The organism is Gracilibacillus kekensis (genome assembly GCF_900143085.1).
Taxonomy (GTDB): Bacteria; Bacillota; Bacilli; order Bacillales; family Amphibacillaceae; genus Gracilibacillus; species Gracilibacillus kekensis.
In genome coordinates, this window is sequence record NZ_FRCZ01000001.1 from 954,567 (window position 1) to 980,628 (window position 26,062).

Sequence of the window (26,062 nt, forward strand, 5' to 3'; positions counted from 1 at the left end):
CAGAAGCTTCATTCAAAATTACCATTACAAAAAGGGATTAACCGGTTTGATGGTTAATCCCTTTTTCGTTTATTTCTTGATAAATAGTTGTGTCCAATAGTTTCCGTCTGAGGTATACCCTACACCTATATGTGTAACTTCAGCGTCTAGCAGGTTTTTACGGTGACCTTCACTATTCAACCAACCTTGCACGACAGACTCGGGTGATTGTTGACCTGCAGCGATATTCTCGGAAGCCTTTGTATAGTCTACTCCAAACTGCTTTAACATATCAAATGGTGAACCATAAGTAGGCGAAGTATGAGAAAAATAATTATTCTCTGCCATATCCTCTGACTTTGTCTGAGCAACATCTGCAAGTCTTTTATCTAAATTCAGTTCCTGTGCTCCATTTTCACTTCTAGCCTCATTTGTTAACTCAATTACCTTTTGCCTAAATTGATCTAACGACTCTTCACCAGATGACGGTGTTTGATTATTTTGCTCCTGATTGGCACTCTCTTGATTTTGTTGATTTTGTCGATTTGGTGGTTGTTGCTTACCTTGTGAACCCTCTTGCCCTTGTTGGTCTGATGGTGGATTCGTTTGATCGTTTCCATCACCTTGGCGGAACCATTGATTTGGGTTGGCATCTTCAAAAATATTTTGTTCCCTTCCTGGATTAACCGGAACTTGAATGCGTTCTTCCCTCATCTCTTGATTCCTGCCACTATTATCACCACCAAAGCTGACATTCTCTGGTTGTATGTTCTCATCCTCCGGTTCTAAAGAGGATTCATTACACCCTATTAACAGACTAAACATTACAAATAAAATAAGATATTTGTACACTTGTATCACCTCTAGGATTTATTTTTTTTCCTGTAGGTTTACTATGTACGAAACATATTTTTTTATTCGACAATTTCATTGATATTGATGACTCTTTTTTCGGCAATGGACTTCTCTGCTGCAAGAGCTACTTTAAAGGAGCGCCAGCCATCTTCATAATCGGAAAGAATCTTCGAACGATCGCCTGTCTCGACTGCATGAATAAACGCTTTTGATTCGTTTAAATAAGGGTTTTCTTTGGCGTTAAAGCGTTCGACCTTATCCACTTTTTTCATTTCTAAATGACCCATTCTCCATTCGATCATACTCGTATCGGTATGTACCTGGATACCAACATCACCTAATCCATCTGGCATCACAGAGGTGTTGCTTACTTGCACAATCAGACCATTCTCTAATGTTAAAATAAATAGACCGACATCTGCCACAGTAACGGAAGAATCAGCTTCTGCGGTTACTGCATTTACTTCTTGGGCATAAACAGATTGGATCTCACCAAATAAATAACGTATCAAATCCACTATGTGTGTTGTTTGTTCATTGAACTGTCCTCCTGATTGCTCTTGGTTTTTCCACCAATAAACACCAGGCATCGATCCCATCCATTTTCCAGAAACAGCTCCGACTTTTTGGTCCCTTAACAATTCTTTGAATGTAGCAATAATATCTGCATAACGGAAATGATACCCAACAGAAGTCAGGTGATTATTTTCTAAGACCTTCTGTTTGGTCTCACGAACCTTCTCTTCCTTCACCCCAAGAGGTTTTTCCACTAAAAACGGGATATTATGTTCAATTAATGTGGCTTCGTAATTATCATGTCCCATTGGAGGAACACATATATATACTGCATCTAATTGTTCATGTTTGATCATTGCTTCTAAGCTATCATATCCTTTGGTCCCTGGATAATCTTGTGCAAATGCTTCTGCTTTTTCCTGGCTGGAACCTACAAACCCTACCACTTGTAAATTATTCAATTCATTTAAAATGTTTACATGATGCTTGGTAAATCCACCTGTTCCAATAAAGCCAACATTAACCATATCTTTCACTCCCCTTAATCTGAAAAAATTTTCTTCTCTCGCCACTTGCCATATCGATAATATAAAAACGCTATCACACTACTTATCATAAAGCTTACACCAATTCCATAAGCAATTCCATCTTCACCCATTATCTCAGAAAAAAGATAGGCAAGCGGATAACGAAGTAGCCAAAACGAGATCAAATTAAGTATGAGTACTTGATACATTGCACCTGATGCACGGACAATTCCATTTAAAACAAAGTTGATGCCCAGAAATGGGTAAAAGAATGCGATGATTAGCAGATATTGCGCACCAAATTTTACTGCAGCTTGTTCTTGAATAAATAATCGAATGCCAAACTCTGCAAAAAAGACAATAAGACATGCAAAAACAAGCATTACCACAGTATTATACAGCACACCATAAGTGGCTATTTTTTTCACGCGTGCCCACTGCCCAACACCAATGTTTTGGCCTGCCATACTGTTTACCGTTGCACCCAATGCGTGTGCAGGTAACAAAAACAAGCTATCCAGACGTTGGGCAGCACTGTATCCAGCCACAGCTGCTTCACCGTGAGAAGTAACAACACTGATGATAGCTGCAGCTCCAGCAGAAATCACCGCCATCTGTAATCCAGAAGGGATACCGAGATTTAAAATTAACTTTACTTCACTCCAGGCAGGAATTGTTGGCCACTTTATTGGGATTAATTTTTTACGAATTACAAAGGCTATACCATATATAAAAGAAAAACCTTGCGATAATATGGTCGCTATTGCTGCACCTTGTACACCAAGGTTAAAAACCGAAATAAGTATTGGATCCAATACAATATTCAGCAAAACCGCAATAGCAACAAACTTTAGAGGTGTTTTACTATCACCTACAGCCCGTAAAGCAGTACTGATAAAGTTATAACCTACTAAAAATATAATCCCAGCTGCATTGATCCTTAAATAAACAACAGCATCTGTCATCATAGCTTCAGGTGTTCCCAATAGTGTTAGTACGGTTGAAGCGAATAAAAACCCCAAAACCCCCATCATCACTGCCAGAACTGATAAGGTAACAACAAAAGCATTTACATACGTTTGAAGCCCTTGTTCATTGCTTCTCCCTTTTTGTTGAGATAAGACGGTTAATGTCGTATTATTCATCCCAATGATGAAAGACAATATCGTAAATATAACTGTTCCTGATACTGCTACAGATCCTAATGCATTAGCTCCTAGCAGATTTCCAACCCACAGGCTGTCGATAAATTGATAGGACACTTGCAATAATTGCGCGAACATAATTGGGGTAGAAAAATAAAATAAATCTTTCCATATGCTTCCTTGTGTGAAATCACGCTGTCTTTTCAACAAAAGCTCCCCCTATATTTGTAAACGCGACTGTGGCATCTCACCAGTCCAAAGTCGTTTACTTTCTGCTTCTCGTTGTTTTAAATCAGGCTCCTCTAATAATAAGTGAAAATTCTTGGTTGGCAGATTACCTAATTGATGTTTTTCCGATAAACGATCTAAATAGAATCGCATGTTATCTAATTTTTTGGATTGGTTATTTCCGGACTCTGAAAATTCATATAATACACTTGCTGTTGGCACTCGCTTGATTCGGTGATTTTTTGCAACTCTTAAAAAGAAATCCCAATCCCAGTAATTTCTTACCGTTTCATCAAATTCTCCAACTTCGTTATGTAGTGATCTTCTATATAAGCTACCGGAGGGAACATAGGTAGAGAACTTTCTCATTGCTGCTATGTCAAAAGTATATGCGAATAAATAGTAATCAAGAGGGATTCGCTTCTCTTTTGTTTCATGGTAATTCACAATTTCAACATCTGAATAAACAAGGTCATATCCTTCTATCTCATTTACCATTTTTTCTAAATGAGTGGGTAAAGGTAAATCATCATCATCCATCAGCATAATAAGTTCTCCTGTTGCTTTTTCTAATCCTTTGTTTCTTGCATACACATGATAATGGTTCTCTGACAAGTTAATTAATTTCACGCTTAATTCAGGGTATAAATCAATGACGTCTTCTACTCTTTCTCCAGCGTCATTGATAATAATCACATCAAAATTTTGATATGTTTGTTCCGTCAAGGCAGCTAATAATTCAGCTAGCGCAACTTTTCTATTATAGGTTGTAACAATAATTGACACTTTCTCCTGTGACATTTGTAAACACCTCAATAAGATTCATTAAATTGTATGTAAACTTTATTGACATACGCCATGACAAAGATAAAATGATGACATATAGTAAAGACATAATCTACTTTACATCCTCAAATATTTACTATTCCTACATTATATAACAAACTACTTATTCGCAGAAATTATTCGTTTCAAATTATATTACAAATTCTATACATTTCGGACACACTTTTACTACATTGACATGAAGCCGTTTTGTATAACATATAACAAAGATGGCAATACTTTTCATGAATAGTGAACAAGTTAATTTTATATAGGAGGCTAAACCTATGGCTTTTTTACGAGAAGCAGTGGAGAAACAAAAAGTTTATCTAATTCAACAGTTGATGGAAAGTGGTGTAGTGGATAAGAATGATTTAGAACTATACGACAAACCTATTAGCGAGATTGTACATGACTATGAACAATTTTGTCTGGAATTCGAAAAACAAAATGCACTTAAATTCACTCGATATAATCCCCACTTAAAAGAAGAGAAGCCTGACTTTCATTAGGCTTCTCTTTCTTATGAATATAAAAAAAGTTACTATTACCTTTCCTTCTGAATACCGAATCTCGCATTGATTTCTCCTCGCAATAACTGTTTTCGCATTTTTTTCTCTTTTCTTTTCTCAGCTCGAATCATATCCTGTCTAATTTCGAACGTTTGCACACCTTCTTCGCGCTTGTTCGCAATATCTATTAGAAGCTCTACATCTGCAAAGGAATATTTTCTATTACCTTTTGGTGATCGTTCCGGGTATACAAGTTTTCTTTCTTCATAATAGCGAATTTGACGTTCTGATAAACCAGTTAATTCACTTACGACTCCAATTGTTATAACCTTTCTTTCCTTGTATGACGGACCTTCTGCCATATGGTACACCACCTAATTTTGTTTACCGTTGTAATATGACCTTACTAGAATTATACATTTCTCTTTTCCATTTGAAAAAGTATTTGTAAGATAATCTAACAATGTTTATAAATGATGGTTAAAGTCATTATACAAAGCTCTACTGCTAGCAACCTCTCCTTGTTTTCGGTACAATAAAGGTAGACATACCATCGATTTCGTTATGATTATGCAAAGGGGGCTGAAGTAAATGAAAATGTCGATAACAAAACCAGCAGTAAAATGGTTTATTAATGAGTTAGATTTAAAGGAACAGGACTCCATCCGTTTCTTCGCAAGATATGGTGGATTCGGTGGTGTACATAAGGGGTTTTCATTAGCTTTAGAAAAAGTGGAACCAAATAGTCCGGGAGCAGAAGTAACAGAAGAGGGAATACGCTTTTTTGTAGAGGAATCAGACCTGTGGTACTTTGACAACATGAACTTCCATATTAAATACTCAAGAAACATGGAAGAAATTGAATATATAATTGAATAACCCTTATTTCACACAGCGAATCGTGACCATTTTCCTTAACAAATGGGGTTTTCCTAGGGGAAATAGTGGTCACTTCACAGGATAAGTGTAATTATCCTGTGAAGTACACTTATATATACTCAGCTTTTATACTCTATTTTAAAGTGATCGTAGCCTTTGCCTTGTGATTATTGACATCTAATTGATATCCCGGTTCACCAAAATACGGGAAACCGTCGTTCGTCCAAAATAATCGTTGGATCCGTGCGTGCCGATTATGATCATATAATGGATTTTCTGTATTGAAGCCTTTATAAGGACGGGCGTGATAGACTAACAGTTCATATCCATCCTCATCCACACTGAAGCTATTATGACCTGGACCATATTCACTCGTTTGATCACTAGAAACAAGGAATGGTTCCTTTTCTTTCGTCCATGAAGCAGGGTCTAATAAATCACTATTGATATCAGCGTGTAGCAAACCAACTGCATAATTCTCATCTGTGGCACTTGCCGAAAAGGCAATGAAAATTCTTTTATCATTCTTAATCATCGCTGGTCCTTCATTAACATCAAATCCAATTACTTCCCAGTCTAATTCTGGCTTAGAAAGAAAAACCTGTTTCTTAATTGTCCACGGATTTTCCATCTCTGCAATATACAAATTAGAAATTGTATCATTTTCTATCTTTTGTGCCCATACAAGGTAACGCTTCCCATTATGTTCAAAGGTGGTAGCATCTAGCGAGAAACTTTGAAATTCCGTATTAATTTGTCCCTTTTCTATCCATTCACCTTCAAGCGGATTTTCAGCGTCACATTCTAACACATATGGCCGGATCGCCCAAACATCATCTTTATCACCTGCAGCTACATGAACATACCATTTACCATCAATAAAATGAATTTCCGGTGCCCAAATATGTTCTGACATAATTCCTGATTCATGCTTCCACCAAATCACTTTCTCTTCTGCTTCAGGAAGCTCTTCAATTGTTTTTGCTCTCCTTAATACGACACGATCATATAAAGGATAAGAACCAGTAAAGTAATAATAACCATCGGTATGTTTATATAAGTATGGATCTGCCCTTTTTTCAATAAAAGGCTTTTGATAGTCTTTATGAACAATGTCACCCTCTATTTCAACGCTTCCTTTTTCCTCTAATTCTTTTTGATTAACTTGTTCCCAGTTAACATCAAACTCAGCAGTAACGTTATCTTCTAATTCAACATTGACACGTTTTGGCAAATCAACTTTGTCCCCTTTTGATGCTATTATCTCAACATCATGTATACGCTTTATTTCCATTGCTGACATCCTTTCTATCTTCTATAATACTATTATATACAAGAGCACTTGTACTTACAACTACACAATTCCAGCAATATTATACTGACTTATGCTAACAACTATATCCCTCAGACGTTTAACGCAGTAAAAACAGATTATTGCGCATTATACGGAAACTGCGCAATAAATGATGTAGTAATTTTGAGATGATGTTTGTGCTTAGAAACCGCTACGGCTTGTCCGCTTCTCTTTCCACGGGTTTTTCTCCTCAGCTAACTTTTATAAGCGTTCTTTGCTTAAAAAAGTTAGCTGAAGGGAAAACCCCACGGAATGGAAAGTGGGCAGCCGGAGCGGATGTTATCAGACAATACATTTCAAAATTACCACTTTGGCTAATAAATACACATAAGTTATTGCGTAGCATGTTCCTACGACGCAGAAAAATCCAAACGATTTCACCTGATCGTTTGGATTTTTTAATTATATAATTTGTTTGTCTCTTCTTCTTGTTTTTACTTACAGTGTTTTTGAACAAAACGGTTCATTCTTTTCATTGCCTCATCCAGTTGTTTGATCGAGGTAGCATAAGAACAACGAATATTTCCTTCTCCGCTATCACCAAATACGTGTCCAGGTACAACCGCCACTCTTTCTTCTTCCAGTAATTTTTGGGCAAATTCTTCTGAACTATATCCTGTTTCCTTTATAGAAGGGAACACATAAAAAGCACCACCAGGTAAATGGCAAGATAAACCCATTTCATTCAAAGCCTTCACGACAAAATTACGTCTTTGTTTATAACTCGTTTTCATGTCTCTTACACTGTCATTTCCATTTCTCAATGCTTCCAAAGCACCATGCTGTGCCATTGTAGGTGCACACATCATCGTATATTGATGGATTTTGGTCATTGCCTCCATAATTTCTTTCGGTCCGGCTGCATAACCTAAACGCCAACCCGTCATTGCAAATGATTTAGAGAAACCTGAAATAACTACTGTACGTTCTATCATACCCTCAACAGCTGCAATGCTCGTTGCCATTTCATCATAAGACAGTTCTGCGTAAATTTCGTCAGACAAAACAATCAAATCATGTTTCTTTACCACTTCTGATATAGCAGCTAATTCTTCTTTACTTAATACCGTCCCTGTCGGATTGTTTGGGCTGCATAAAACGATTGCTTTTGTACGTGAAGTAATTGCTGCTTCCACTTGTTCTGGCAATATTTTAAATTCATTTTCCGCTTTCGCACTTACAGGAACTGGCACACCTCCAGCTAATGATACAGCTGGACTATAGGATACAAAACAAGGTTCCACAACAATAACTTCATCACCTTGTTCAATAATAGCTCGCAATGCTAAATCAATTGCCTGACTCGCGCCAACTGTCACGAGAACTTGATTTTCGGGATTAAAAGTTAGCGAAAATGTTTCACTTAAGTATTCACTAATTTCTTCTCTTAATTCCAATAACCCTGCATTTGCAGTATAAGCGGTATATCCTTGTTCCAGTGAATGATAGCTAGCTTCAATTACATTCCAAGGTGTTACAAAGTCTGGTTCGCCTACCCCTAATGAGATGACATTTTCCATTTTTGATGCCAAATCAAAAAATTTACGAATTCCTGACGGTTTTAACTCTTCCACATGTTTAGCTAAATAGGAAGGACTCATGGTGTCACCATAATTCTTTTGTCATCGTCGTCATCATTATCAAAAATAATGCCATCGTGTTTATATTTTTTCAAAATAAAATGGGTAGTAGTCGAAAGCACTGTATCAAGGGTAGATAACTTATCTGAAACAAATCGGCTAACTTCCATCATCGTTTTGCCTTCTACTGATACACTAAGATCATAAGCACCTGACATTAGATATACAGCTTTCACTTCCGGGAATCTGTAAATACGAGAAGCAATTTTATCAAAGCCAACACCTCGAACAGGTGTTACTTTAACATCGATGAGTGCGGCTACTCCCTCATATTCATAGACGTTGGACCAATCGACCAATGTGGAATATCCCAGGATGGTATGGTCTTTCTCTAGCTTTTGTATCATTTCCTCCACCGTGTCTGAAGGTATATCCAACATTTTACTTATTGTATCTGTTTCAATTCGTCCGTTTTTTTCTAATAATTTCAATAATTCAATCTCTTTTTCTTCCAATCCATTCACCTTCTTTAGATGTTGTGTATAGACTATATACAACTGTTATTTATTCTTACTAATACTTAATCATACTACAATTAAATCCAAATATAAAGTGAGATTTCAATCAATGGAAGTCGTAGTTACCTACTATACTTGGTGCAACTTATCAGGAATTAATGCCGCTTACCCCAATAAAAATTTCCAGCCAAAGTTCGAGCCTATCTCAGAAAGCTTTGAAGACACTTGAAAGGAATGATCCTATGAAGACTTATCATGATCTATTAACCCAATTAAGAATAGCCTATGCACATCCAGGTGGAAAGGAAACTACAGAAAAATGGTTAGATAATCAGGACATATCAAATATGAAAAATATATTAGAAGTTGGTTGTGGTGTCGGTGAAACCATCCGGTATTTGCGCTCTAAGACAAATGCAGCTATTTATGGCATTGATATATCTTCTGAAATGGTTGCCATTTCCAAAGAACAATCAAAAGATATTAGAAATGTAAAAATAAAACAAGCTGACGTTACTTCTCTACCGTTTGCTTCTTCATTTTTTGACCTTATCATTTCCGAATCTGTACTTACCTTTACCCAGATAAAGCAAGCCATGCAAGAAATAACGAGATGTTTAAAACCAAATGGAAAGCTTATTCTATTAGAAATGGTGCACACAAATGATCTTTCATTAAAGGGTCAAGAGGAGATCAAACATTTTTATCAATTACCAAATCTTTATTCATTAACGGATTGGAAAAAGAGTTTATCTAACCATCGATATAAGGACATCGCATTTCATCAAGTAAATAAATCAAGTTCAACTGCACCTCTCAATCAAGCACTCGATGAAAAAACTTTGGACATTTTAAATGAGCATTTTCACTTAAGTGAAAAATATGAAGATCAATTGTTAGCATATTTATTCACTGCCACAAAGAGAGGGGATGAAAGATGACCGTCCATGCTACTGATGAGTGGCTTAAAAAACTAAGCACAAGTTTAAACCAACAAGCTAGCAGCACAAGTCAGGAAAAGCATAAAATCCATCTCTCTGCTATCTGTGAACCTCTATCCTCTTTCTTTCCAGAAGTCACTCCAGGAAATATACAGGACCATCTTTTAAGACACGGACTTTTTTCTCCCGTTACATCGGCTACTTTTATCAATGAATGGTTAAATAAAGATTATTATTCAACAGTGAATAATCTGTATCAAAGATGCAAACGTGCATGGGAGGGGCCCTCTACTAATATTTTTATCTTACCATCAAATGAAGACATTCGAGAATTAAAAGCATGGTTTAATAGTAATGCAGGATTAAGCTATCCAGATAAATTATTTTTATTTTTATCTTCAACTGCTAGCACAAAAGAAATCGCAGCATTGTTTATCCATGAGTATAGCCATACCTGCAGGTTGCATCATTTTCCAAAAGAGGAATTTAACTATACTTTATTAGATGCAGTTATACTAGAGGGGATTGCGGAATGGCTTGTACGGAAGAAAATAGGTAAATCTTATGGGAATAAACGGATTGAATATTTATCAGATGAAGCACTTTCTGAATTATGGGAAAGATGGATCAAGCCCCATCAAAAAATAAAACGTATGAACTATAAACATGACTTGCTTATGTACGGCAGTAAAGGCATCCCTAAAAATATCGGTTATATTATTGGTTATAACATTGTTCTTCGTTATATGGAGAAAAACAAAAAAAGCCCAAGAGCATTATTAAGGGTTGAGAATGAAGAATTTATCTCTGATGCGGATCTTGCTTAAGATGTTTGTACATCTTACGGATTGTCAGGCAAACTTATCAGGAGGTTACCGTGAAAAATAGTGAAAATGTCCGTTGACACTTGACCATACCTAAAAGAATATATTGCATACCTTATATAGTAGTAATGCTGTAGTGCATTGGTATGGAAAGGAGACTTAGAATGTCACATTATCATTTTTGCAACCGAAATATTGGTCGTCCTGTAAAAATAGTTACGCATCATGGAGAAGTTCACAGAGGTATAATTAGACGTGTTAACCAATCTCAAGTATTTATAGATCCACTCGGTCCAAATCGAGGAATGGGTGGCTACGGGATTGGATATTACGGATACAGACGAGGGTATCCATGGGGGTTAGGACTCGGTATCGCACTTGGAGCGATTGCTACTATCGCGTTTTTACCACTATTTTTCTGGTAAATACAGAGCATTTGCTCGGATTAAAAAGGTTTAAATATCGGCCACAGTGAAGGTTAACGGCTTCATGGGGGAATAACATCCCCCATGAAGCTTTTATTTTCTTTGATTAGCTTATTTCCGAAAGGGATCTTATAGTATCACTTTATCACAAAAAAATGAGAGCAAAGCGGAAAACTTTGCTCCATTTACTTAGTCTTCTAGTGCATTCTTATCCATATGACCATCATTTTCCATAATGATTTTCAACGCTTCTTGATAATCACTTTCCTCTACTTCACATTCAACTGTGTATTCCCTTGGACTGTTGTCTGTGTTGATACCGGCTCCTTCATTATCTCGGGTGAAGGCTCCTATAATACCTGCACCAGCACCGCCACCAGCATTTGTAGTGCCATTTCCAGCGTATGTTAATGGAGTTAACAGTATTGTGCGATCTGCTTCTGGCAGCTTGTCTACTCGAATATTATTTGACTTTAGTTTGTTTAAATCTGCCTTAACTGTTTCCGCATCGTCTTCCTCTTTAAAGAATGCCTGAATTGCTTTATACATGGATCATCATCCTTTCCCTTTAATTTCTTGGTTTTAATGTACCCGTTCTCAATAATATTAAACTTATGTAAAAATTTTTTCTTTTCTATGGGATTTTTCACCTTCGCTCAAGTACAATGAAGTGAGACTTCCATATGTTGGAGTCAGAAAATGAATCAGGGCTTCGCTACTAGATAAACCAATAAACTTTTAAAAGTTTTAAAAATAGCTAAATTATATGAAACAAAAGGATGGTGTCACAGTGGGAAAGTTTACTAAAGAGGAAAATAGTTGGATGATTTATGATTGGGGAAGTTCTGCATTTAGTGTCATTATTACTACTGCCATTTTTCCGATATACTATAAGGCGCAAGCCACGGAAGCAGGAATAACAGGTGCAAACTCAACTGCCTATTTAGGTTATACCATTGCTATTTTCACGTTTATTTTGGCTATACTTGGTCCTGTTTTGGGTACGATTGCAGATTATCAAGGACTTAAAAAAAGGTTTTTTGTGAGTTTTATGGGACTCGGTATTTTCTCAACCTTCGCCTTAGTGTTCGTACCAGAAGGACAATGGCTATTACTCCTCATCTTTTTTACGTTAGCCTCCTTAGGTTCCACTGGTGCTAATGTTTTCTATGATGCCTTTCTAGTGGATATTACAAAAGATAAGCGAATGAACAGCGTCTCATCACGTGGGTTTGGTCTTGGATATATTGGAAGTACGATTCCATTTATTATAAGTATTTCAATTATATTATTAGCTCAACAAGGTCTCTTACCAATAAACAGCACTACTGCAAGCAAGATTGCATTTCTAATTACATGCATATGGTGGGCTGTTTTTGCAATCCCAATTATAAAAAATGTTCAACAACTGCATTATATAGAGAATGAGCCAAAACCGATTAGACAAAGCTTCAAACGACTTATTCGAACATTGAGGAATATTCGACAATATAAATACCTAAGCATTTTCTTACTTGCTTATTTTTTCTACATTGATGGTGTCGGGACCATTATTTCAATGTCTACAGCCTATGGAACTGATGTTGGTTTAAGTTCCACCATTTTATTGGTTGTTCTATTAGTCACTCAAGTAGTAGCAGCCCCATTTGCTGTTATCTATGGCAAGTTGGCTAATCGCTTCTCAGCTAAGATCATGCTCTATGTGGGGATCAGTGTTTATATGATCGTTTGTGTTTACGGCTATTTTCTAGAAACTGCAATCGATTTCTGGATTCTTGCCATGTTAGTGGCTTCATCACAAGGAGGGATACAAGCCTTAAGCAGATCCTATTTCGCGAAGTTAATCCCAAAACAAAATGCTAATGAGTTTTTTGGCTTCTACAACATATTCGGAAAATTCGCCTCTATTACTGGTCCACTTCTGTTGGGTGCTACAGCTCAACTTACCGGTAAATCCAATGCAGGCATACTTAGTTTAATTGTATTATTTTTGATCGGTATGGTTATTCTTTATTTTGTACCCTCCGATAAAAAACTTGGAACAAATGTTCAACCTATCTCAAAATGATATCAATTGTATCTCGCATGAGCATTGTTTAGATCAATTTGATATAATACACTTGAAATTAGCGAGATATTTTCGCAAAAATTAGACAATATAAGATAGACAATGTTGGTGTCACGCTTATGCTTAATAATATATAAAGTAAGGAGAGAACAATTAAGATATGACAAATGCAAATCAAGTAGCTCAAAATTATGTAAACGACGTGTTCGAAACTGTCAAAAAACGTAATCCTGGTGAAAATGAATTCCATCAGGCTGTAAAAGAAATATTTAATTCCTTAGTCCCGGTATTCGAAAAACAGCCGGTTTACATGGAAGAAAACATACTAGAAAGAATGGTAGAACCAGAACGAATTATTTCTTTCCGTGTACCTTGGGTAGATGACGAAGGAAAAGTACAAGTTAACCGTGGTTTCCGTGTACAATTTAACAGTGCAATTGGACCTTACAAAGGTGGTCTTCGTTTCCACCCTTCTGTAAACGCTAGTATTATTAAATTTTTAGGCTTTGAACAGATTTTCAAGAACTCTTTAACTGGCCAACCAATTGGTGGCGGTAAAGGTGGATCTGACTTTGATCCAAAAGGTAAATCTGACGGCGAAATCATGCGATTCTGCCAGAGCTTTATGAGCGAATTATCCAAGCATATCGGACCAGATACAGATGTTCCTGCTGGTGATATCGGTGTTGGTGCTCGCGAAATTGGCTACCTGTTTGGTCAATATAAGAAAATGCGCGGCGGAAACCAAGCTGGTGTGTTAACTGGTAAAGGTCTTAACTTCGGTGGTAGCTTGGCCCGTACCGAAGCAACTGGTTTTGGTACTGTCTATTTCGTTCAGGAAATGTTAAAAGGAAAAGGAGACAGCTTCAAAGGAAAAACTGTCGTTGTTTCCGGTTCTGGTAACGTTTCGACTTATGCGATTCAAAAAGCTACTGAATTAGGTGCAAAAGTCGTTGCATGTAGTGATTCAAGTGGATATATTTATGATAAAAACGGAATTAACCTTGAGACCGTTAAACGCCTTAAAGAAGTAGAAAGAAAACGTATTAAAGAGTACGTTAATGAACATCCAGAAGCAGAGTATACTGCTGGATTTGAAGGCATTTGGAATATTCCTTGTGACATTGCACTTCCATGTGCAACACAAAACGAATTAAATGAAGATGCTGCGAAAACATTAGTTGAAAATGGTGTAAAAGCAGTTGGTGAGGGTGCCAACATGCCATCAACTTTAGAAGCGATTGATGTATTCTTAGAAAAAGAAGTATTGTTCGGACCAGCAAAAGCTGCTAACGCTGGTGGTGTTGCAGTTTCTGCACTTGAGATGGCTCAGAATAGTGCGAGACTTTCTTGGAAATTTGAAGAAGTGGACGAAAAACTTCAAGAAATCATGGAAGATATTTATAAAAACAGTGTCCAAGCTGCTGAAGAATTTGGTCAGCCTGGAAACTTAGTAGTTGGTGCCAACATCGCCGGTTTCCTTAAAGTAGCAGACGCAATGGTAGCACAAGGTGTTATTTAATTCCAAGAAAGAGAGATTGGAACAAAAGAAACTTTTAACTAAAAAAATCCAAACGATTCGATTAGCTTTCGAATCGTTTGGATTTTATGCGTATTAGAAGAAAAGTAAGACATACACTTGAGAGCAACTTTGACATGATCTATTTATTCGCTTTGGTTTGACCCCTTCCCCCTTATACCCGACCTCTACTCATACAGAGATTTCTAAATTGCATGGATTATTCTGATTAAAGAATACTTTTGTCTAAATCTCTAATTATTTCTTACCACATCTAAAATAGATTGATGTTCAATATTTTGATTGTTATATAACTGCGCCCACTTTAGAAGTTTTAAAGTATTTCTTTTACACGAGTTTGATCGTGTCGAAAAGCTTCTAATAGTAACAAAAAATTAAACTAATTTATTAAGATAAGATTATAAGCTTCATATACTTTTTGTTTCAATCCTGCTATTCACCCTTTCAGATTCTTTTTTTCTCAAAACGGGTATACTAACCACAAAGTGAGGTGCAAATAATGACTAATAAAATTATCGTTTGGTTGAGGCGAGATTTTCGTTTAATGGATAACCCTGCTCTGTACCATGCCGCGCAGGATGGAATAGTAATTCCTGTTTACATACATAAACCATCATCAAGCACGCACAACCTTACCAATAGTGACCTTTATCATCATCAAGCTGTTTTTGCTTTTCAACAAACGATCAAAAATCAAGGTGGTACACTATTGATACGAAAAGGGAACCCTGAAATGATCTTAACTGAAATCGTAAAAGAAGTAGATGCTAGTGCATTGTATTTTAATTATTCCTATGATCCCAAAGAAAGCATGACAGATCAGAAAATATATGAAAACCTTAGGATTCCTGTTCAACGTTTTCACTCAAGCTTACTAACAGAACCTGGCACCATTATAAATAAACAAGGAAACCCCTACAAAGTATTTACTTCTTTTTGGAAAAACCTAAGAGCTTTGCCCATTAAAAAACCTCTACTCCAACCTAAGGCTATCAATTGGTACAAAAGCGAACCTGAGGAAACCGATTTGGAAACAAGTTCGAAGCTAAGAAACTACTGGAAAGCAGGCGAAACAGCTGCATTAGAAAAGTGGCGATATTTTTTACAAAATCAATTAACAGATTACCAAGAATATCGGAATTTTCCAGGAATAGATGCTACTTCACTGTTGTCACCTCATTTAGCACAAGGAGAAATAACGCCAAGATTAATTTGGCATGAAACGAAAGAAACCCTCGAATTAATAAGTATGGAAAAAGGTTTGTCACATAGACATGAAGAGAGCGCGGAAACATTTTTAAAACAATTAGCGTGGCGCGATTTTGCTTATCATCAATTAGTGGAATTTCCACATATTATCGATCAACCTCTTCAATCTTCTTACCTTACTTTTCCATGGTTAAAAAAAGATGAGGTAGCCTTGGAAAAATGGAAATATGGTATTACTGGATATTCGCTGGTCGATGCAGGGATGCGCGAGCTTAAGGAAACAGGCTATATGCATAACCGCGTTCGGATGGTGACAGCTTCTTTTTTAGTGAAACATTTGTTAACGCACTGGTTAGAAGGTCAAGCCTATTTCGAAAAACATTTAGTAGATCATGATATAGCCAACAATACACTTGGTTGGCAATGGGTGGCAGGTACCGGATTTGATTCGTCACCATTCTTTCGTATTTTCAATCCAGTAAAACAGGCTGAAAAATTTGACCCAGATGGTATTTATATTCGAAAGTGGCTCCCAGAATTAAGTGATTTACCTACTAAGTATTTATATCAACCGTCAGAAGCATCTAAAGAGATTCTAAAACAAGCATCTGTTGAAATTGGACAAGATTATCCTGCACCTATAGTAGAGCATACGTTTGCACGCGAGCGAGCATTAGAGGCATTTCAAAGGATGAAAAAAGGGGATTGACAGTAAATTTGTGCGTAACAACCGCTATGGCTTGTTCGCTTCCCTTTCACCACGGGCACATGTGCAACATCGACTCAAGCAAAGCTTCCGTATTGTTTTCTATGCCATGGGATTTTCCCTTCAGCTAACTCCCCAAGCAAAAACCACATGGAAAAGCGGATCTTCAGGAAAAACGAGTCCCATAGGAGTTGAAGCGAACGCCTATGCTAATTCTACAATAGATGCAAGAGTTTAAATAAAGACTACTATCGCGTAATATAAACGAAATACTTATAGAAAGATCAACATGATAGCTGTGACAACAGTTGTTGTATCCATATAGAGCGAAGGCGTCCGTTTTCACTCCTGCGGGATGTTTTTACCCTAAGATCCACTTTTTTAGCTAACTTTGCTTAAAAAGTTAGCTTAGGGTAAAAACCCGCGGAAAACGAGCAAGCCGAAGCAGTTGCAAAGCACATATAAAATCTCATAATTACCACTTCTGCTATGTCGCAGTATCTTCTTACTATGTATGTAAATCCAAACGAAAAGGTATCGTTTGGATTTCGTTGATTAGCAAACCGAACGTGTTTTTTCTAACGCCTTTCCATTAGGTTGATGCCTATTCCCATACAAAGAACGCCCATGAAAAAGAGTACTACCAACGGTTGTGTAATGGTTGCTAGGTCATTTCCATAAATAGTAACCGACTTTAATGCGTCCATTGCATACGTAATCGGTACAGCTTTAGCAGCGATTATTACCATATTGTTACTTACAATTTCGATTGGCCAATAAGCACCACCCAGCATAGCCATACTTACAGCAACAATCGGAACTATCGCACTTAACTGGGATGCCTTATTAACAAGACCGATAATCAGCATTCCCAAGGAGACTATTGCAAACGTATAGAATGCACAGATAAGCAGTATTTCCAACCATTTATCCCCTATATCAAATCCAAATAACACTTGGAACATTAGAAAAATGACAATCATTTGTGCCATACCTATTACAAATGCCGAACTTAAATGACCTAAATAGACCTGCCACTTACGAACAGGTGATAATATAAGCCGATCCCAGCTTCCTCTCTGCTTTTCTTCTGCCACTTCACTCAAGCTGAACACAATAGTATAAATAGCAAAGAATAGGGTCATACCAAATAGAGCTTGTAATTGATTATCGAAAATAAAGAAGTCTTTTTCTGACTCTCCAATAACACTTTCTACTTTTATCGGTGGATTTTTTAAACTTTTCTCTATTTTTGTGCTTGCTTCATCATCACCAGAAGCAGACACCGCTAGATCGATTTTCTCCTTTTCCCAATAAAGCGAACTGATAAATTGTTCAACAATGGATTGGTTTGGCGTTTCCGTACCGACTAAAAAGGTATAATGCTGTTCTGAAATAATCACTCCAAAACTGGAATTCCCTAAGGCGACACGTTCCTTTGATTGCTCATATTCTGTATCCGCAAATTTAAAACCATCTAATTCATTTAACTGATCGATCCACCCGGACCTTTCAGAATCGACAATATCGTCAGAAAAACTTACAGGAATCATTGTTTGCGGTTCGCTATTTGCACCACCAATAAACAGGATAAAGACGATTGTCATCGCGATCATCGCTAACACCATTAGTGGTTTTCTTCTAAATCGTTGCCATTGTAGAGTAAATATGTGGAACATTATTTTGACCTCCTTTGCGGAAAGATCATTATACTAATACTAAAGATAACAACCGCGATCGCTAAAAGGCTGAATAGATATGGGACAATACTATCGATTGGCATCCCTTGATTTGCCAGCATATATGAACGAAGGGCCATACCATTCGGTGTCCAATTTCCTATCGTTTGAAAAATGGCTGGAAAACCATCCGTTGGGATGAAACTCCCACCTAATAAAGCCAAGACGCTGACAAAACCACCAGCAAACGCATCTGATATGGAGTTTGAACCATATTTTATCGTTAATGCTACAAGTAAACTGCCGATTGCTCCTATGGTTGTTGCATAACATAAAGTAACCAGTAATGTTGTAAGCCATATCGATAGAGAAAACGGCTGAAAGGACTGTAAAATAAAAGTAGACAGTATAAATAATATATTTATTTGAATTACAGCCATTATAATAACTGCTGCACCTTTACCCAATAAAAAATAAATGGGATGAATCCCCGTTAGCATCATTCGATCTACCACTTGTTGATTCACTTCCGTATACGCCTTAGATGCCATTGTAGCGGAGATAAAGAAAGCAAACATAACCGCCATACCAATGGTGTAATACTCCATAGAACTAACTGAATCTCTATCTGTCACCGTTTCTTCCTGAACAAAGCTTTCGATTTCCACATCTGATGAATCACCTCTTCCCGAAACCTTTGCAACAGCGGATTCTACTGTCATGGTATCGGTGAATTGCTCCATAATATTCTGAAAAATATCACTTTCAAAATGAGCATGTTCGCCTTTTCGAATCGTTATCGTACTTGTTACTTCCTCACCTAACAACATATTTTGCAATGTATCATAGGTGAAATCCTCTGGAATTAGTAATACAGTATCTATTTCCTGTTCAGCCAATTGCTGATTCGCCTCATCTTCTGTCATCTCTGTTAAGGTTACAATGTCGGATAATTCTTCATTTATAAGGTTTTTCAATAGAGCATTAGGACTTAGTTGTTGTGCCGCTTGCATTAAAGCCTCTTGTGCTTGAGTTGGTATCGATTGACTCGATACAGCCTCATTGAATTGTTGAATACCCTCTTCATGCTGGTCTTTTTCAACAATGGCTACATCGATTGTAATTACTCCTGGACTTCCACTCATTACTCCGTTTAGTGCGAAGCCGAGAATAGTCATTAGTACAAATGGCATAAGAAAAATAATCAGTAATTCGCTACGATCTCGCCATAATATTTTTAAATCCTTCATCAAGAAATCTAACAAGCCTCCCACCTCCTAATCTCTTAATCTCCGGCCTGTCAGATGCAAAAACACATCTTCTAAGGATGGAACTTTTACGTCTACACTGATAATGGAGACCTTTTCTTGTTCTGCTAATTGAAAAATATGGGCAAGCTTTCGGTTATTTTTAGAAACAATTAATGTTAAACCTTTTTCCCATTCCGTTACTTTAAGAACATTCTCTTGCTCTTCAAGTAATTTCTTGAAGATTTGCGGTGATTGATCAAGTTCTAATTGGATTGTTTCTTCACTTGATAAAATACCAGTCAACTCATCTTTGGTTCCCGTTGCAATCACCTTACCATGGTCCATGATATAGATTCGATCACACAATTTTTCGACCTCTTCCATATAGTGTGAGGTGTACAGGACAGTGATTCCCTTTTCTTCATTTAGCTTTTTGACCATTTCCAGAATGTAATTCCTAGATTGCGGGTCAATGCCCACAGTTGGCTCATCCATAATAAGAATTTCTGGTTCATGTAATAAAGCGACAGCTAAATTAATTCTTCGTTGCATCCCACCAGAATAATTATTAACTACTTCTTTTTGTCTATCCTTTAGTCCAACTAATTCTAGAACTTCCTGAATTTTTTCTTCTAACTTCTTACCCCGTAGTCGATATATTTTTCCAAAAAACTTTACATTTTCATATGCGGATAACTCCTTATATAGAGCTATTTCTTGGGGAACCACCCCTAGTATTGGTCTAATATGATTCGGTTGTTTAATAATATCTTGGCCATTCCATGTAACAATACCTGAAGTCGGTTTCACTAAAGTAGAAATCATCGAAATCAACGTCGACTTTCCTGCTCCATTTGGTCCGAGCAAACCAACAGATTCACCCTCCTTCAAATATAAGTTAACGTCATCAACTGCGACTTTCTTTTTAAATGCCTTTCGTAAATCATGAGTTTCCAACAATTTCGTCACCCTCCTTTACTTTCATTAGCGCTAGCCTTAGTTTATTAAAAAAAGAGCAGTCTGCACACTGCCCTTAGTCACTTCTTTCATTAGATACCATGACCTCCGTCACTTTTAAATATAATCATTCTGTATGGCGTATATTGCAAGCTGTGTCCGGTCTCTCAATTCTAATTTATCTAAAAGGTGTGTAATATGATTCTTAACAGTGCCCACTGATAGAGCTAAGACTTGGGCAATTTCCTTATTGCTTTTCCCTTCTCCTAATAAGCACAAAATATCCGATTCCCGATTTGTTATGGTCGTGTTCGTCTTCTTTATACTTGTTTGTTTTCTTTCTAATAGATGTGGCACCACTTTTTTTGCAACTTCTCCAGGTAACTGTAAGCCGCCAGCTAAACAATCTTTTATCGCATGAATTAATTGGCTTGCTTCTGCATCTTTTAATAAATAGCCACGAACACCCATTTTCAGTGCGCGAATGGCATATTCCTCATCATTAAATGTGGTTAACATTAGAACTTTCATTTGAGGAAAACGACGCAATAGCTCTTTAGCAGTATCGAGACCATCCATTTCAGGCATACGGATATCTAAAATCGCTAAATCATAATGATTTCTTTCACGCAAAGCAAGTGCTTCACGGCCGTTTTTGGCTTCGCCTGTTACTTTTAACTCCGGATCTGTCTCTAACATCATCTTTATTCCTTGTCTGACAATAGCTTGATCTTCCGCAAGTAAGATATCAGTCATTCCACTCTCTCCCCCTCTATAGGAAATAACCCACGTACGATGAATTGATTATTGTATACTAATACATCTAATTCTCCGTCTATTTGTGCTAACCTTTCTTTCATAGATTTTAACCCAAAGCCTTCCCTATACTCTATGTCATCTTCTACTGGATTAATAACTTCGAAGCGAAAATGCGTAGTACCTGGTGCTTCTAATATAATGGTCGCTTCCTTACCTCTGCTGTGGCGCATAACATTAGTCAATGATTCCTGAATCGCTCGGTAAACAACTGTTGCCTGCTTAGGGCTTAAGGAGACGGATAAGGCGTTTTGTCTTGTTAAAAAAGCAATAGAAACATACTGTTCTGCCTCTAACTTACGGATTAGGTGAATCACTGCTGCGATTCCTGTCACATGATCTTCTTTAAGTGCCTTTACAGCTTTTCTTGATTCAGACAAGCTTTCATTCGCTAAGTTTTTTAAAAGGTCCCATTCTGCTCTATTATCCTGTAATCTTAAAATCTCAATTTGCATTAACAAGTTTGTTAACGTGTGACCAACTCTATCATGTATCTCTCGTCCAATCATGATACGTTCCTGTTGTCTAGCATGCTGATCATTTGTCACGGTATCTCTTTTATGTTTTCGATAGGTTTGTAATAACGCTTGGTAGCGGTCTTTCATTCCTCTGTTGCTGACTAGTTTGTATTGATAGTAATACGTGCCTGTCAAAACAGAGACAGATAAGACGAAGAAGAAACTTGCTATCATTGGTGATACGTATTCAATATGTAATAAAATTGCTGATAATAGAATAAGTGAAACCAAGCCATATAATTTGTGGCCTGCTGATTGATTTATAGTAACGGCAAGTACCAAACCTAACATCATCCAAGTAAAAGGGTTAATCTCATTATTGAGCGGTAGTAAAAAGCTAACAGTGATAATACTAATGATAAAAACCCATAGTACCGGTTGACTTTTTGCAGCAATAGAAGTAAGAAAAAAACAAACAAAAAACAAAGCAGACATCCCGATTAAATATGTAATTAATCCAGGGCTCGCATTTACCTCCACTAATATAGCGCATGCCCATGTTACGATCCATAATGCCAACCAGATCCAAAAAGAAAAACGCAAGTTACTCCCCCACTTCTGCCTAAGTCATCTCTATACAATATAGCATACATTTCTATGTCAATGCAGAACAGATCATTCGCTTCTCTTTTTGTATTCCTTTATAATAATGTAAACGCTTAACATGGAGGGAACAAATTTATGCAATATCGTCATTTAGGAAATACCGGCCTAAAAGTCAGCGAGATTAGTTTAGGGAGCTGGCTCACTTACGGAGGATATGTGGAAGAAAAAAATGCAGAAGCTTCCATCGATAAAGCCTATGATTTAGGGATCAACTTTTTTGATACGGCAAATGTCTACATGCGTGGGGAAGCAGAAAAAATTGTCGGTAAAGCTTTGCGTAAATATCCTAGAAATTCCTATGTATTAGCAACGAAAGTTTTTGGTAAAATGGGAGATGGTCCCAACGACCAAGGGTTATCTCGAAAGCATATTATCGAGCAATGCAATGCTAGTTTAGACAGATTAGGCTTAGATTACGTCGATGTCTATTATTGCCACCGCTATCATTCGGATACGCCGATTGAGGAAACGTTGCGAGCATTGGAAGATTTAGTTAGACAAGGAAAAATTCTATATATAGGGGTTAGCGAATGGACTGCCGAACAAATGACAGAAGCTGTTCGTATTGCTGATAGAAAGTTACTGGACCGAATCGTTGTTAATCAACCGAATTATAGTATGCTGCATCGTTATATTGAAAAAGAAGTAATTCCGGTTAGTGAGAAAAATGGAATTGGTCAAGTTGTATTTTCTCCTTTAGCTCAGGGTGTACTCACTGGTAAATACAAAAAAGGAGAAGCGATTCCTAGTGATAGTCGCGCTGCCCAAAAAGACTTAGACCTATCACGAATTTTAACGGAAGCGAACTTAGAACGAGTAGAAGCATTAAAAGGAATTGCTGCCAACGAAAATTTATCAATAGCACAATTAGCAATTGCTTGGATTTTGCGTCAGGATAATGTTTCCAGTGCATTAATTGGTGCAAGCCGACCTGAACAAATCGAAGAAAATGCAAAAGCCTCAGGAATATCCCTTTCACAAGAAACATTAGCAAAAGTAGAGGATATTCTGGCACACGATAACTCTCATAATAAATAACATAACTAATCAACTATATCTTCATTCACTTCACATTTAAAACAGGAATTGGATACCAAAACACAGTAATACCAACGGTTATACTTTCCTTGCTTATTAGAAAAACTCCAAACGATTTGAATTAACTTTGAAATCGTTTGGAGTTTTATTATGAAGGTGTTTTGTCTTTGTTATTATGTTTCTCTCCCCATGCTACCATCTCATTTAATAATGGCTTAAGACTTCTTCCATATTTTGTTAACGAATACTCAACCCACGGCGGGACAACTGGGTAGGATTTTTTAGAAATTAAATGATCCTCCTCTAATTCTCTTAATTGCTTTATTAATGTTTGATGATTAATTAATGGAATACTTTTTTTAATTTCTCCAAACCTAAGTGTTCCGTCGAATAATTTTAATAAAATAACTGCCTTCCATTTTCCACATACTACATCTAATACAACTTTTGTATTTTCCAAATCTTTGTCCATATATCTCTCCCCTTAGTATAAATTAATATACCTCTTTTATTCTTATCTTAATCCTATAAACTTATATTATTATAGTTTTTTTATAAGAACTGAGGAGGAAAAGATAAAAATGCCTGAAGAAAATCATAGTAAATATACTGCTCATGTACTCTCACAACAGAGCTCCAACATTGCAAATTCCATCTATAATCAACACGAACATCCACATATTTATATATTGATAGAAAATTTAATCTATATACTTAGTACAAATTTGAACAGTGTTACTAACGACGAGATATGTAATGAACTTAAAAGTTCTGGTTTTAAAAATGGAAATATAAGACTAGATCGTGACGTTTTTTTAAAGACGCTTGACCTTCTCCCATTGGTTAGTCAAGCCATATTCAACATCCTGAAAGAAAATGCTAAAAAGCACACTATAACTTATGATGAATATTATATACTGTCCAAAAAAATTGACGAAATGATACTTCATTTCAACTCAGGTTATGTACGTGGATTCATGCATATTTATCAAGTGGAAACTGACAAACATTTATCTGACGATTTAATGGAACTTTCTGTGCCTATTATTAAAATTGATCACCACATTGGCGTATGTCCTTTAATTGGTAAAATTGACGCTGAAAAAGCAACTAATTTAATGAATAAAACCATTCATAATGTAGTCGATAAAAAAATCGAATTTCTTATATTTGATCTTACAGGAATTGGAAGCGTTGAAGATTCAGGGTTACAACTATTATTCAAAGCTATAAATTCTATGAAATTAGTAGGAACTACTATTATTTTTACGGGGATCAGTAGCCAAATAGCGATGTCATCTTCCTTACGTAATGTGAACCTTTCCAAGATACACGTATATCCAACGGTTCGGGACGCTGTTATTTCTTTAAAGTGACATTATTAGGAAAAGGTATAATGCCTCTCTCTAATAAAAATCACAAATATTCACAAAATTTACAATAGAAATCATTGACATTTCCAAATTAAGGGTTTATTATAGTGTTAAATGTTAATAAATGGAATTCTTATCCAGAGAGGTGGAGGGGCAGGCCCTTAGAAACCTCGGCAACAGGTTCGTTATTGGAACACTGTGCCAAATCCTGCGGGACAACAAATGTTGTAACCCGAAAGATAAGGAGGAACGTCAAAAATTGCCTACCTTCTTATCAAATACGATAAGGAGGTTTTTACTTTCTACGAAAAAGTTTTATCGCCTTTTATTCACTACCCAGCTACTTTGCTTATACTTCAATCGAGTAAATAGTGGGGTTAGAGGCGGTTACACTGTGATAAAGGGGGAAACACATGATTACGTACAAAAGTTATATCGAAAGCCCATTAAATGAGGAAACCCCACCAGTAGATGATCCCACTAAAGGAGCTTTAAACATTATTGAATGGGCTTATCAAAGCTATGGTGACTCATTAGTCTACGCTTGCAGTTTCGGTGCAGAAAGCATGGTACTTATTGACCTTATTGCCAAGGTAAAAAAAGATGCAGCATTAGTCTTTTTAGATACGGACCTGCATTTTCAAGAAACATATGACTTAATTGAAGAAGTGCAGAAACGGTACCCGTTATTAAAAATTGAAATGAAAAAACCTTCCATAACCGTAGATGAACAACGTGAACAATATGGCGCTGCTTTATGGAAAAGAAACCCTGATCAATGCTGTTATATCAGAAAAGTTAAACCTCTTGAAGAAGCATTATCTGGAGCAACAGCCTGGATATCAGGTCTAAGAAGATCACAATCACCCACAAGAGCTAACACGAGATTTATTAACAAAGATGATCGATTTCAATCCATCAAAATATGTCCGCTGATTCATTGGTCGTGGGAAGACGTTTGGGATTACATTCAATTAAACGCCTTACCTTACAATAAATTGCATGATCAAAGTTATCCCAGTATTGGTTGTATTCCATGTACTGCAAAAGTGTTAAATAATGATGATGAACGTGCCGGCAGATGGGCTGACTTTCAGAAAACAGAATGTGGTCTACATGCTAGTTCACCATCATCTACAAACTAAACGCTTTTTTTATTGCTTTACCTAAGTAATTCTATCGGATTAATGCAAA

General features: G+C 36.7%; 26 protein-coding genes and 1 riboswitch. Of the genes, 11 read left to right on the forward strand and 15 right to left on the reverse strand.

From position 1 onward, the window contains the following. Positions 1-69: 69 nt before the first annotated feature. From BUC25_RS04340 to BUC25_RS04355, 4 genes are all read right to left on the reverse strand, one after another. Positions 70-831 (reverse strand): CAP domain-containing protein, encoded by a 762-nt coding sequence (locus tag BUC25_RS04340; protein WP_244535122.1) that lies wholly within the window; start codon positions 829-831, stop codon positions 70-72. A gap of 62 nt (positions 832-893) precedes the next feature. After that, a complete protein-coding gene (locus BUC25_RS04345; protein ID WP_073199988.1) occupies positions 894-1,877 on the reverse strand; it encodes a Gfo/Idh/MocA family protein in 984 nt (327 codons plus the stop codon). A gap of 14 nt (positions 1,878-1,891) precedes the next feature. Next, complete coding sequence (locus tag BUC25_RS04350) at positions 1,892-3,229, reverse strand: MATE family efflux transporter (RefSeq protein ID WP_073199990.1); 1,338 nt, start codon at positions 3,227-3,229, stop codon at positions 1,892-1,894. A 12-nt stretch (positions 3,230-3,241) separates the two neighbouring features. Continuing rightward, positions 3,242-4,051, reverse strand: coding sequence for a glycosyltransferase family 2 protein (locus BUC25_RS04355; protein ID WP_073199992.1), 810 nt, complete (start codon positions 4,049-4,051; stop codon positions 3,242-3,244). A 311-nt stretch (positions 4,052-4,362) separates the two neighbouring features. Between BUC25_RS04355 and BUC25_RS04360 the strand changes: the two genes are divergently transcribed. Beyond that, the gene (locus BUC25_RS04360; protein ID WP_073199994.1) at positions 4,363-4,587 is read left to right on the forward strand and encodes a hypothetical protein; all 225 of its coding nucleotides are present in this window, start codon (positions 4,363-4,365) and stop codon (positions 4,585-4,587) included. A gap of 35 nt (positions 4,588-4,622) precedes the next feature. On the opposite strand, the gene BUC25_RS04365 is transcribed toward BUC25_RS04360, so the two are convergent. Continuing rightward, positions 4,623-4,949, reverse strand: a complete 327-nt coding sequence (locus tag BUC25_RS04365) for a MerR family transcriptional regulator (protein ID WP_073199996.1) — start codon at positions 4,947-4,949, stop codon at positions 4,623-4,625. Between the two features lie 229 nt (positions 4,950-5,178). Here BUC25_RS04365 and BUC25_RS04370 point away from each other — a divergent pair, with 229 nt between their 5' ends. After that, positions 5,179-5,466: a HesB/YadR/YfhF family protein gene (locus BUC25_RS04370; protein ID WP_073199997.1), complete on the forward strand. Its 288-nt coding sequence runs from the start codon at positions 5,179-5,181 to the stop codon at positions 5,464-5,466. A 133-nt stretch (positions 5,467-5,599) separates the two neighbouring features. Here the strand turns inward: BUC25_RS04370 and BUC25_RS04375 are convergent, their stop codons facing one another. The 3 genes from BUC25_RS04375 to BUC25_RS04385 form a co-directional block, all read right to left on the reverse strand. Beyond that, on the reverse strand, positions 5,600-6,760 hold the full coding sequence (locus tag BUC25_RS04375; protein ID WP_073199999.1) for a family 43 glycosylhydrolase: 1,161 nt from the start codon (positions 6,758-6,760) through the stop codon (positions 5,600-5,602). 494 nt (positions 6,761-7,254) lie between these two features. After that, positions 7,255-8,421 carry an aminotransferase gene (locus BUC25_RS04380; protein WP_073200001.1) on the reverse strand — a complete coding sequence of 389 codons (1,167 nt, stop codon included), beginning with the start codon at positions 8,419-8,421 and terminating at the stop codon, positions 7,255-7,257. Continuing rightward, positions 8,418-8,915: an Lrp/AsnC family transcriptional regulator gene (locus tag BUC25_RS04385; RefSeq protein WP_084543355.1), complete on the reverse strand. Its 498-nt coding sequence runs from the start codon at positions 8,913-8,915 to the stop codon at positions 8,418-8,420. Before BUC25_RS04385 ends, BUC25_RS04380 begins: the two co-directional genes overlap by 4 nt. Before the next feature lie 245 nt (positions 8,916-9,160). Here BUC25_RS04385 and BUC25_RS04390 point away from each other — a divergent pair, with 245 nt between their 5' ends. The 3 genes from BUC25_RS04390 to BUC25_RS04400 all read left to right on the forward strand — a co-directional run bounded on the left by BUC25_RS04390 (position 9,161) and on the right by BUC25_RS04400 (position 11,108). Further along, positions 9,161-9,859: a class I SAM-dependent methyltransferase gene (locus BUC25_RS04390; RefSeq protein WP_073200003.1), complete on the forward strand. Its 699-nt coding sequence runs from the start codon at positions 9,161-9,163 to the stop codon at positions 9,857-9,859. Beyond that, positions 9,856-10,686 (forward strand): DUF2268 domain-containing putative Zn-dependent protease, encoded by an 831-nt coding sequence (locus BUC25_RS04395; RefSeq protein ID WP_084543357.1) that lies wholly within the window; start codon positions 9,856-9,858, stop codon positions 10,684-10,686. Before BUC25_RS04390 ends, BUC25_RS04395 begins: the two co-directional genes overlap by 4 nt. A gap of 161 nt (positions 10,687-10,847) precedes the next feature. Then, positions 10,848-11,108 (forward strand): hypothetical protein, encoded by a 261-nt coding sequence (locus BUC25_RS04400; protein WP_073200006.1) that lies wholly within the window; start codon positions 10,848-10,850, stop codon positions 11,106-11,108. Between the two features lie 189 nt (positions 11,109-11,297). Here the strand turns inward: BUC25_RS04400 and BUC25_RS04405 are convergent, their stop codons facing one another. Then, positions 11,298-11,657, reverse strand: coding sequence for a hypothetical protein (locus tag BUC25_RS04405; RefSeq protein ID WP_073200007.1), 360 nt, complete (start codon positions 11,655-11,657; stop codon positions 11,298-11,300). 217 nt (positions 11,658-11,874) lie between these two features. Here BUC25_RS04405 and BUC25_RS04410 point away from each other — a divergent pair, with 217 nt between their 5' ends. The 3 genes from BUC25_RS04410 to BUC25_RS04420 all read left to right on the forward strand — a co-directional run bounded on the left by BUC25_RS04410 (position 11,875) and on the right by BUC25_RS04420 (position 16,634). After that, positions 11,875-13,176: an MFS transporter gene (locus BUC25_RS04410; protein ID WP_244535123.1), complete on the forward strand. Its 1,302-nt coding sequence runs from the start codon at positions 11,875-11,877 to the stop codon at positions 13,174-13,176. A gap of 160 nt (positions 13,177-13,336) precedes the next feature. Beyond that, entirely contained in the window at positions 13,337-14,698 is a 1,362-nt protein-coding gene (gdhA, locus tag BUC25_RS04415) for an NADP-specific glutamate dehydrogenase (protein ID WP_073200011.1), read from the forward strand. Between the two features lie 517 nt (positions 14,699-15,215). After that, complete coding sequence (locus tag BUC25_RS04420; RefSeq protein WP_073200013.1) at positions 15,216-16,634, forward strand: cryptochrome/photolyase family protein; 1,419 nt, start codon at positions 15,216-15,218, stop codon at positions 16,632-16,634. 575 nt (positions 16,635-17,209) lie between these two features. Here the strand turns inward: BUC25_RS04420 and BUC25_RS04425 are convergent. The 5 genes from BUC25_RS04425 to BUC25_RS04445 all read right to left on the reverse strand — a co-directional run bounded on the left by BUC25_RS04425 (position 17,210) and on the right by BUC25_RS04445 (position 22,394). Next, entirely contained in the window at positions 17,210-18,310 is a 1,101-nt protein-coding gene (locus BUC25_RS04425; RefSeq protein WP_073200015.1) for an ABC transporter permease, read from the reverse strand. Continuing rightward, positions 18,310-19,575, reverse strand: coding sequence for an ABC transporter permease (locus tag BUC25_RS04430; protein WP_073200017.1), 1,266 nt, complete (start codon positions 19,573-19,575; stop codon positions 18,310-18,312). Before BUC25_RS04430 ends, BUC25_RS04425 begins: the two co-directional genes overlap by 1 nt. Positions 19,576-19,587: 12 nt before the next feature. Next, complete coding sequence (locus BUC25_RS04435) at positions 19,588-20,520, reverse strand: ABC transporter ATP-binding protein (RefSeq protein WP_073200018.1); 933 nt, start codon at positions 20,518-20,520, stop codon at positions 19,588-19,590. Positions 20,521-20,634: 114 nt separating this feature from the next. Further along, positions 20,635-21,273 carry a response regulator gene (locus tag BUC25_RS04440; RefSeq protein ID WP_073200020.1) on the reverse strand — a complete coding sequence of 213 codons (639 nt, stop codon included), beginning with the start codon at positions 21,271-21,273 and terminating at the stop codon, positions 20,635-20,637. After that, positions 21,270-22,394 carry a sensor histidine kinase gene (locus BUC25_RS04445; protein WP_073200022.1) on the reverse strand — a complete coding sequence of 375 codons (1,125 nt, stop codon included), beginning with the start codon at positions 22,392-22,394 and terminating at the stop codon, positions 21,270-21,272. Before BUC25_RS04445 ends, BUC25_RS04440 begins: the two co-directional genes overlap by 4 nt. A gap of 138 nt (positions 22,395-22,532) precedes the next feature. On the opposite strand from BUC25_RS04445, the gene BUC25_RS04450 reads away from it, so the two are divergent. Beyond that, complete coding sequence (locus tag BUC25_RS04450) at positions 22,533-23,495, forward strand: aldo/keto reductase family protein (RefSeq protein WP_073200024.1); 963 nt, start codon at positions 22,533-22,535, stop codon at positions 23,493-23,495. A 148-nt stretch (positions 23,496-23,643) separates the two neighbouring features. Here BUC25_RS04450 and BUC25_RS04455 read toward each other — a convergent pair whose 3' ends face one another. Then, the gene (locus tag BUC25_RS04455; protein ID WP_073200025.1) at positions 23,644-23,967 is read right to left on the reverse strand and encodes a winged helix-turn-helix transcriptional regulator; all 324 of its coding nucleotides are present in this window, start codon (positions 23,965-23,967) and stop codon (positions 23,644-23,646) included. 109 nt (positions 23,968-24,076) lie between these two features. Here BUC25_RS04455 and BUC25_RS04460 point away from each other — a divergent pair, with 109 nt between their 5' ends. Then, positions 24,077-24,871, forward strand: coding sequence for an STAS domain-containing protein (locus BUC25_RS04460; RefSeq protein WP_073200027.1), 795 nt, complete (start codon positions 24,077-24,079; stop codon positions 24,869-24,871). Between the two features lie 127 nt (positions 24,872-24,998). Next, positions 24,999-25,114, forward strand: a riboswitch (SAM riboswitch). Between the two features lie 167 nt (positions 25,115-25,281). Continuing rightward, positions 25,282-26,013: a phosphoadenylyl-sulfate reductase gene (locus tag BUC25_RS04465; RefSeq protein WP_073200029.1), complete on the forward strand. Its 732-nt coding sequence runs from the start codon at positions 25,282-25,284 to the stop codon at positions 26,011-26,013. The last annotated feature ends 49 nt before the right edge of the window (positions 26,014-26,062 follow it).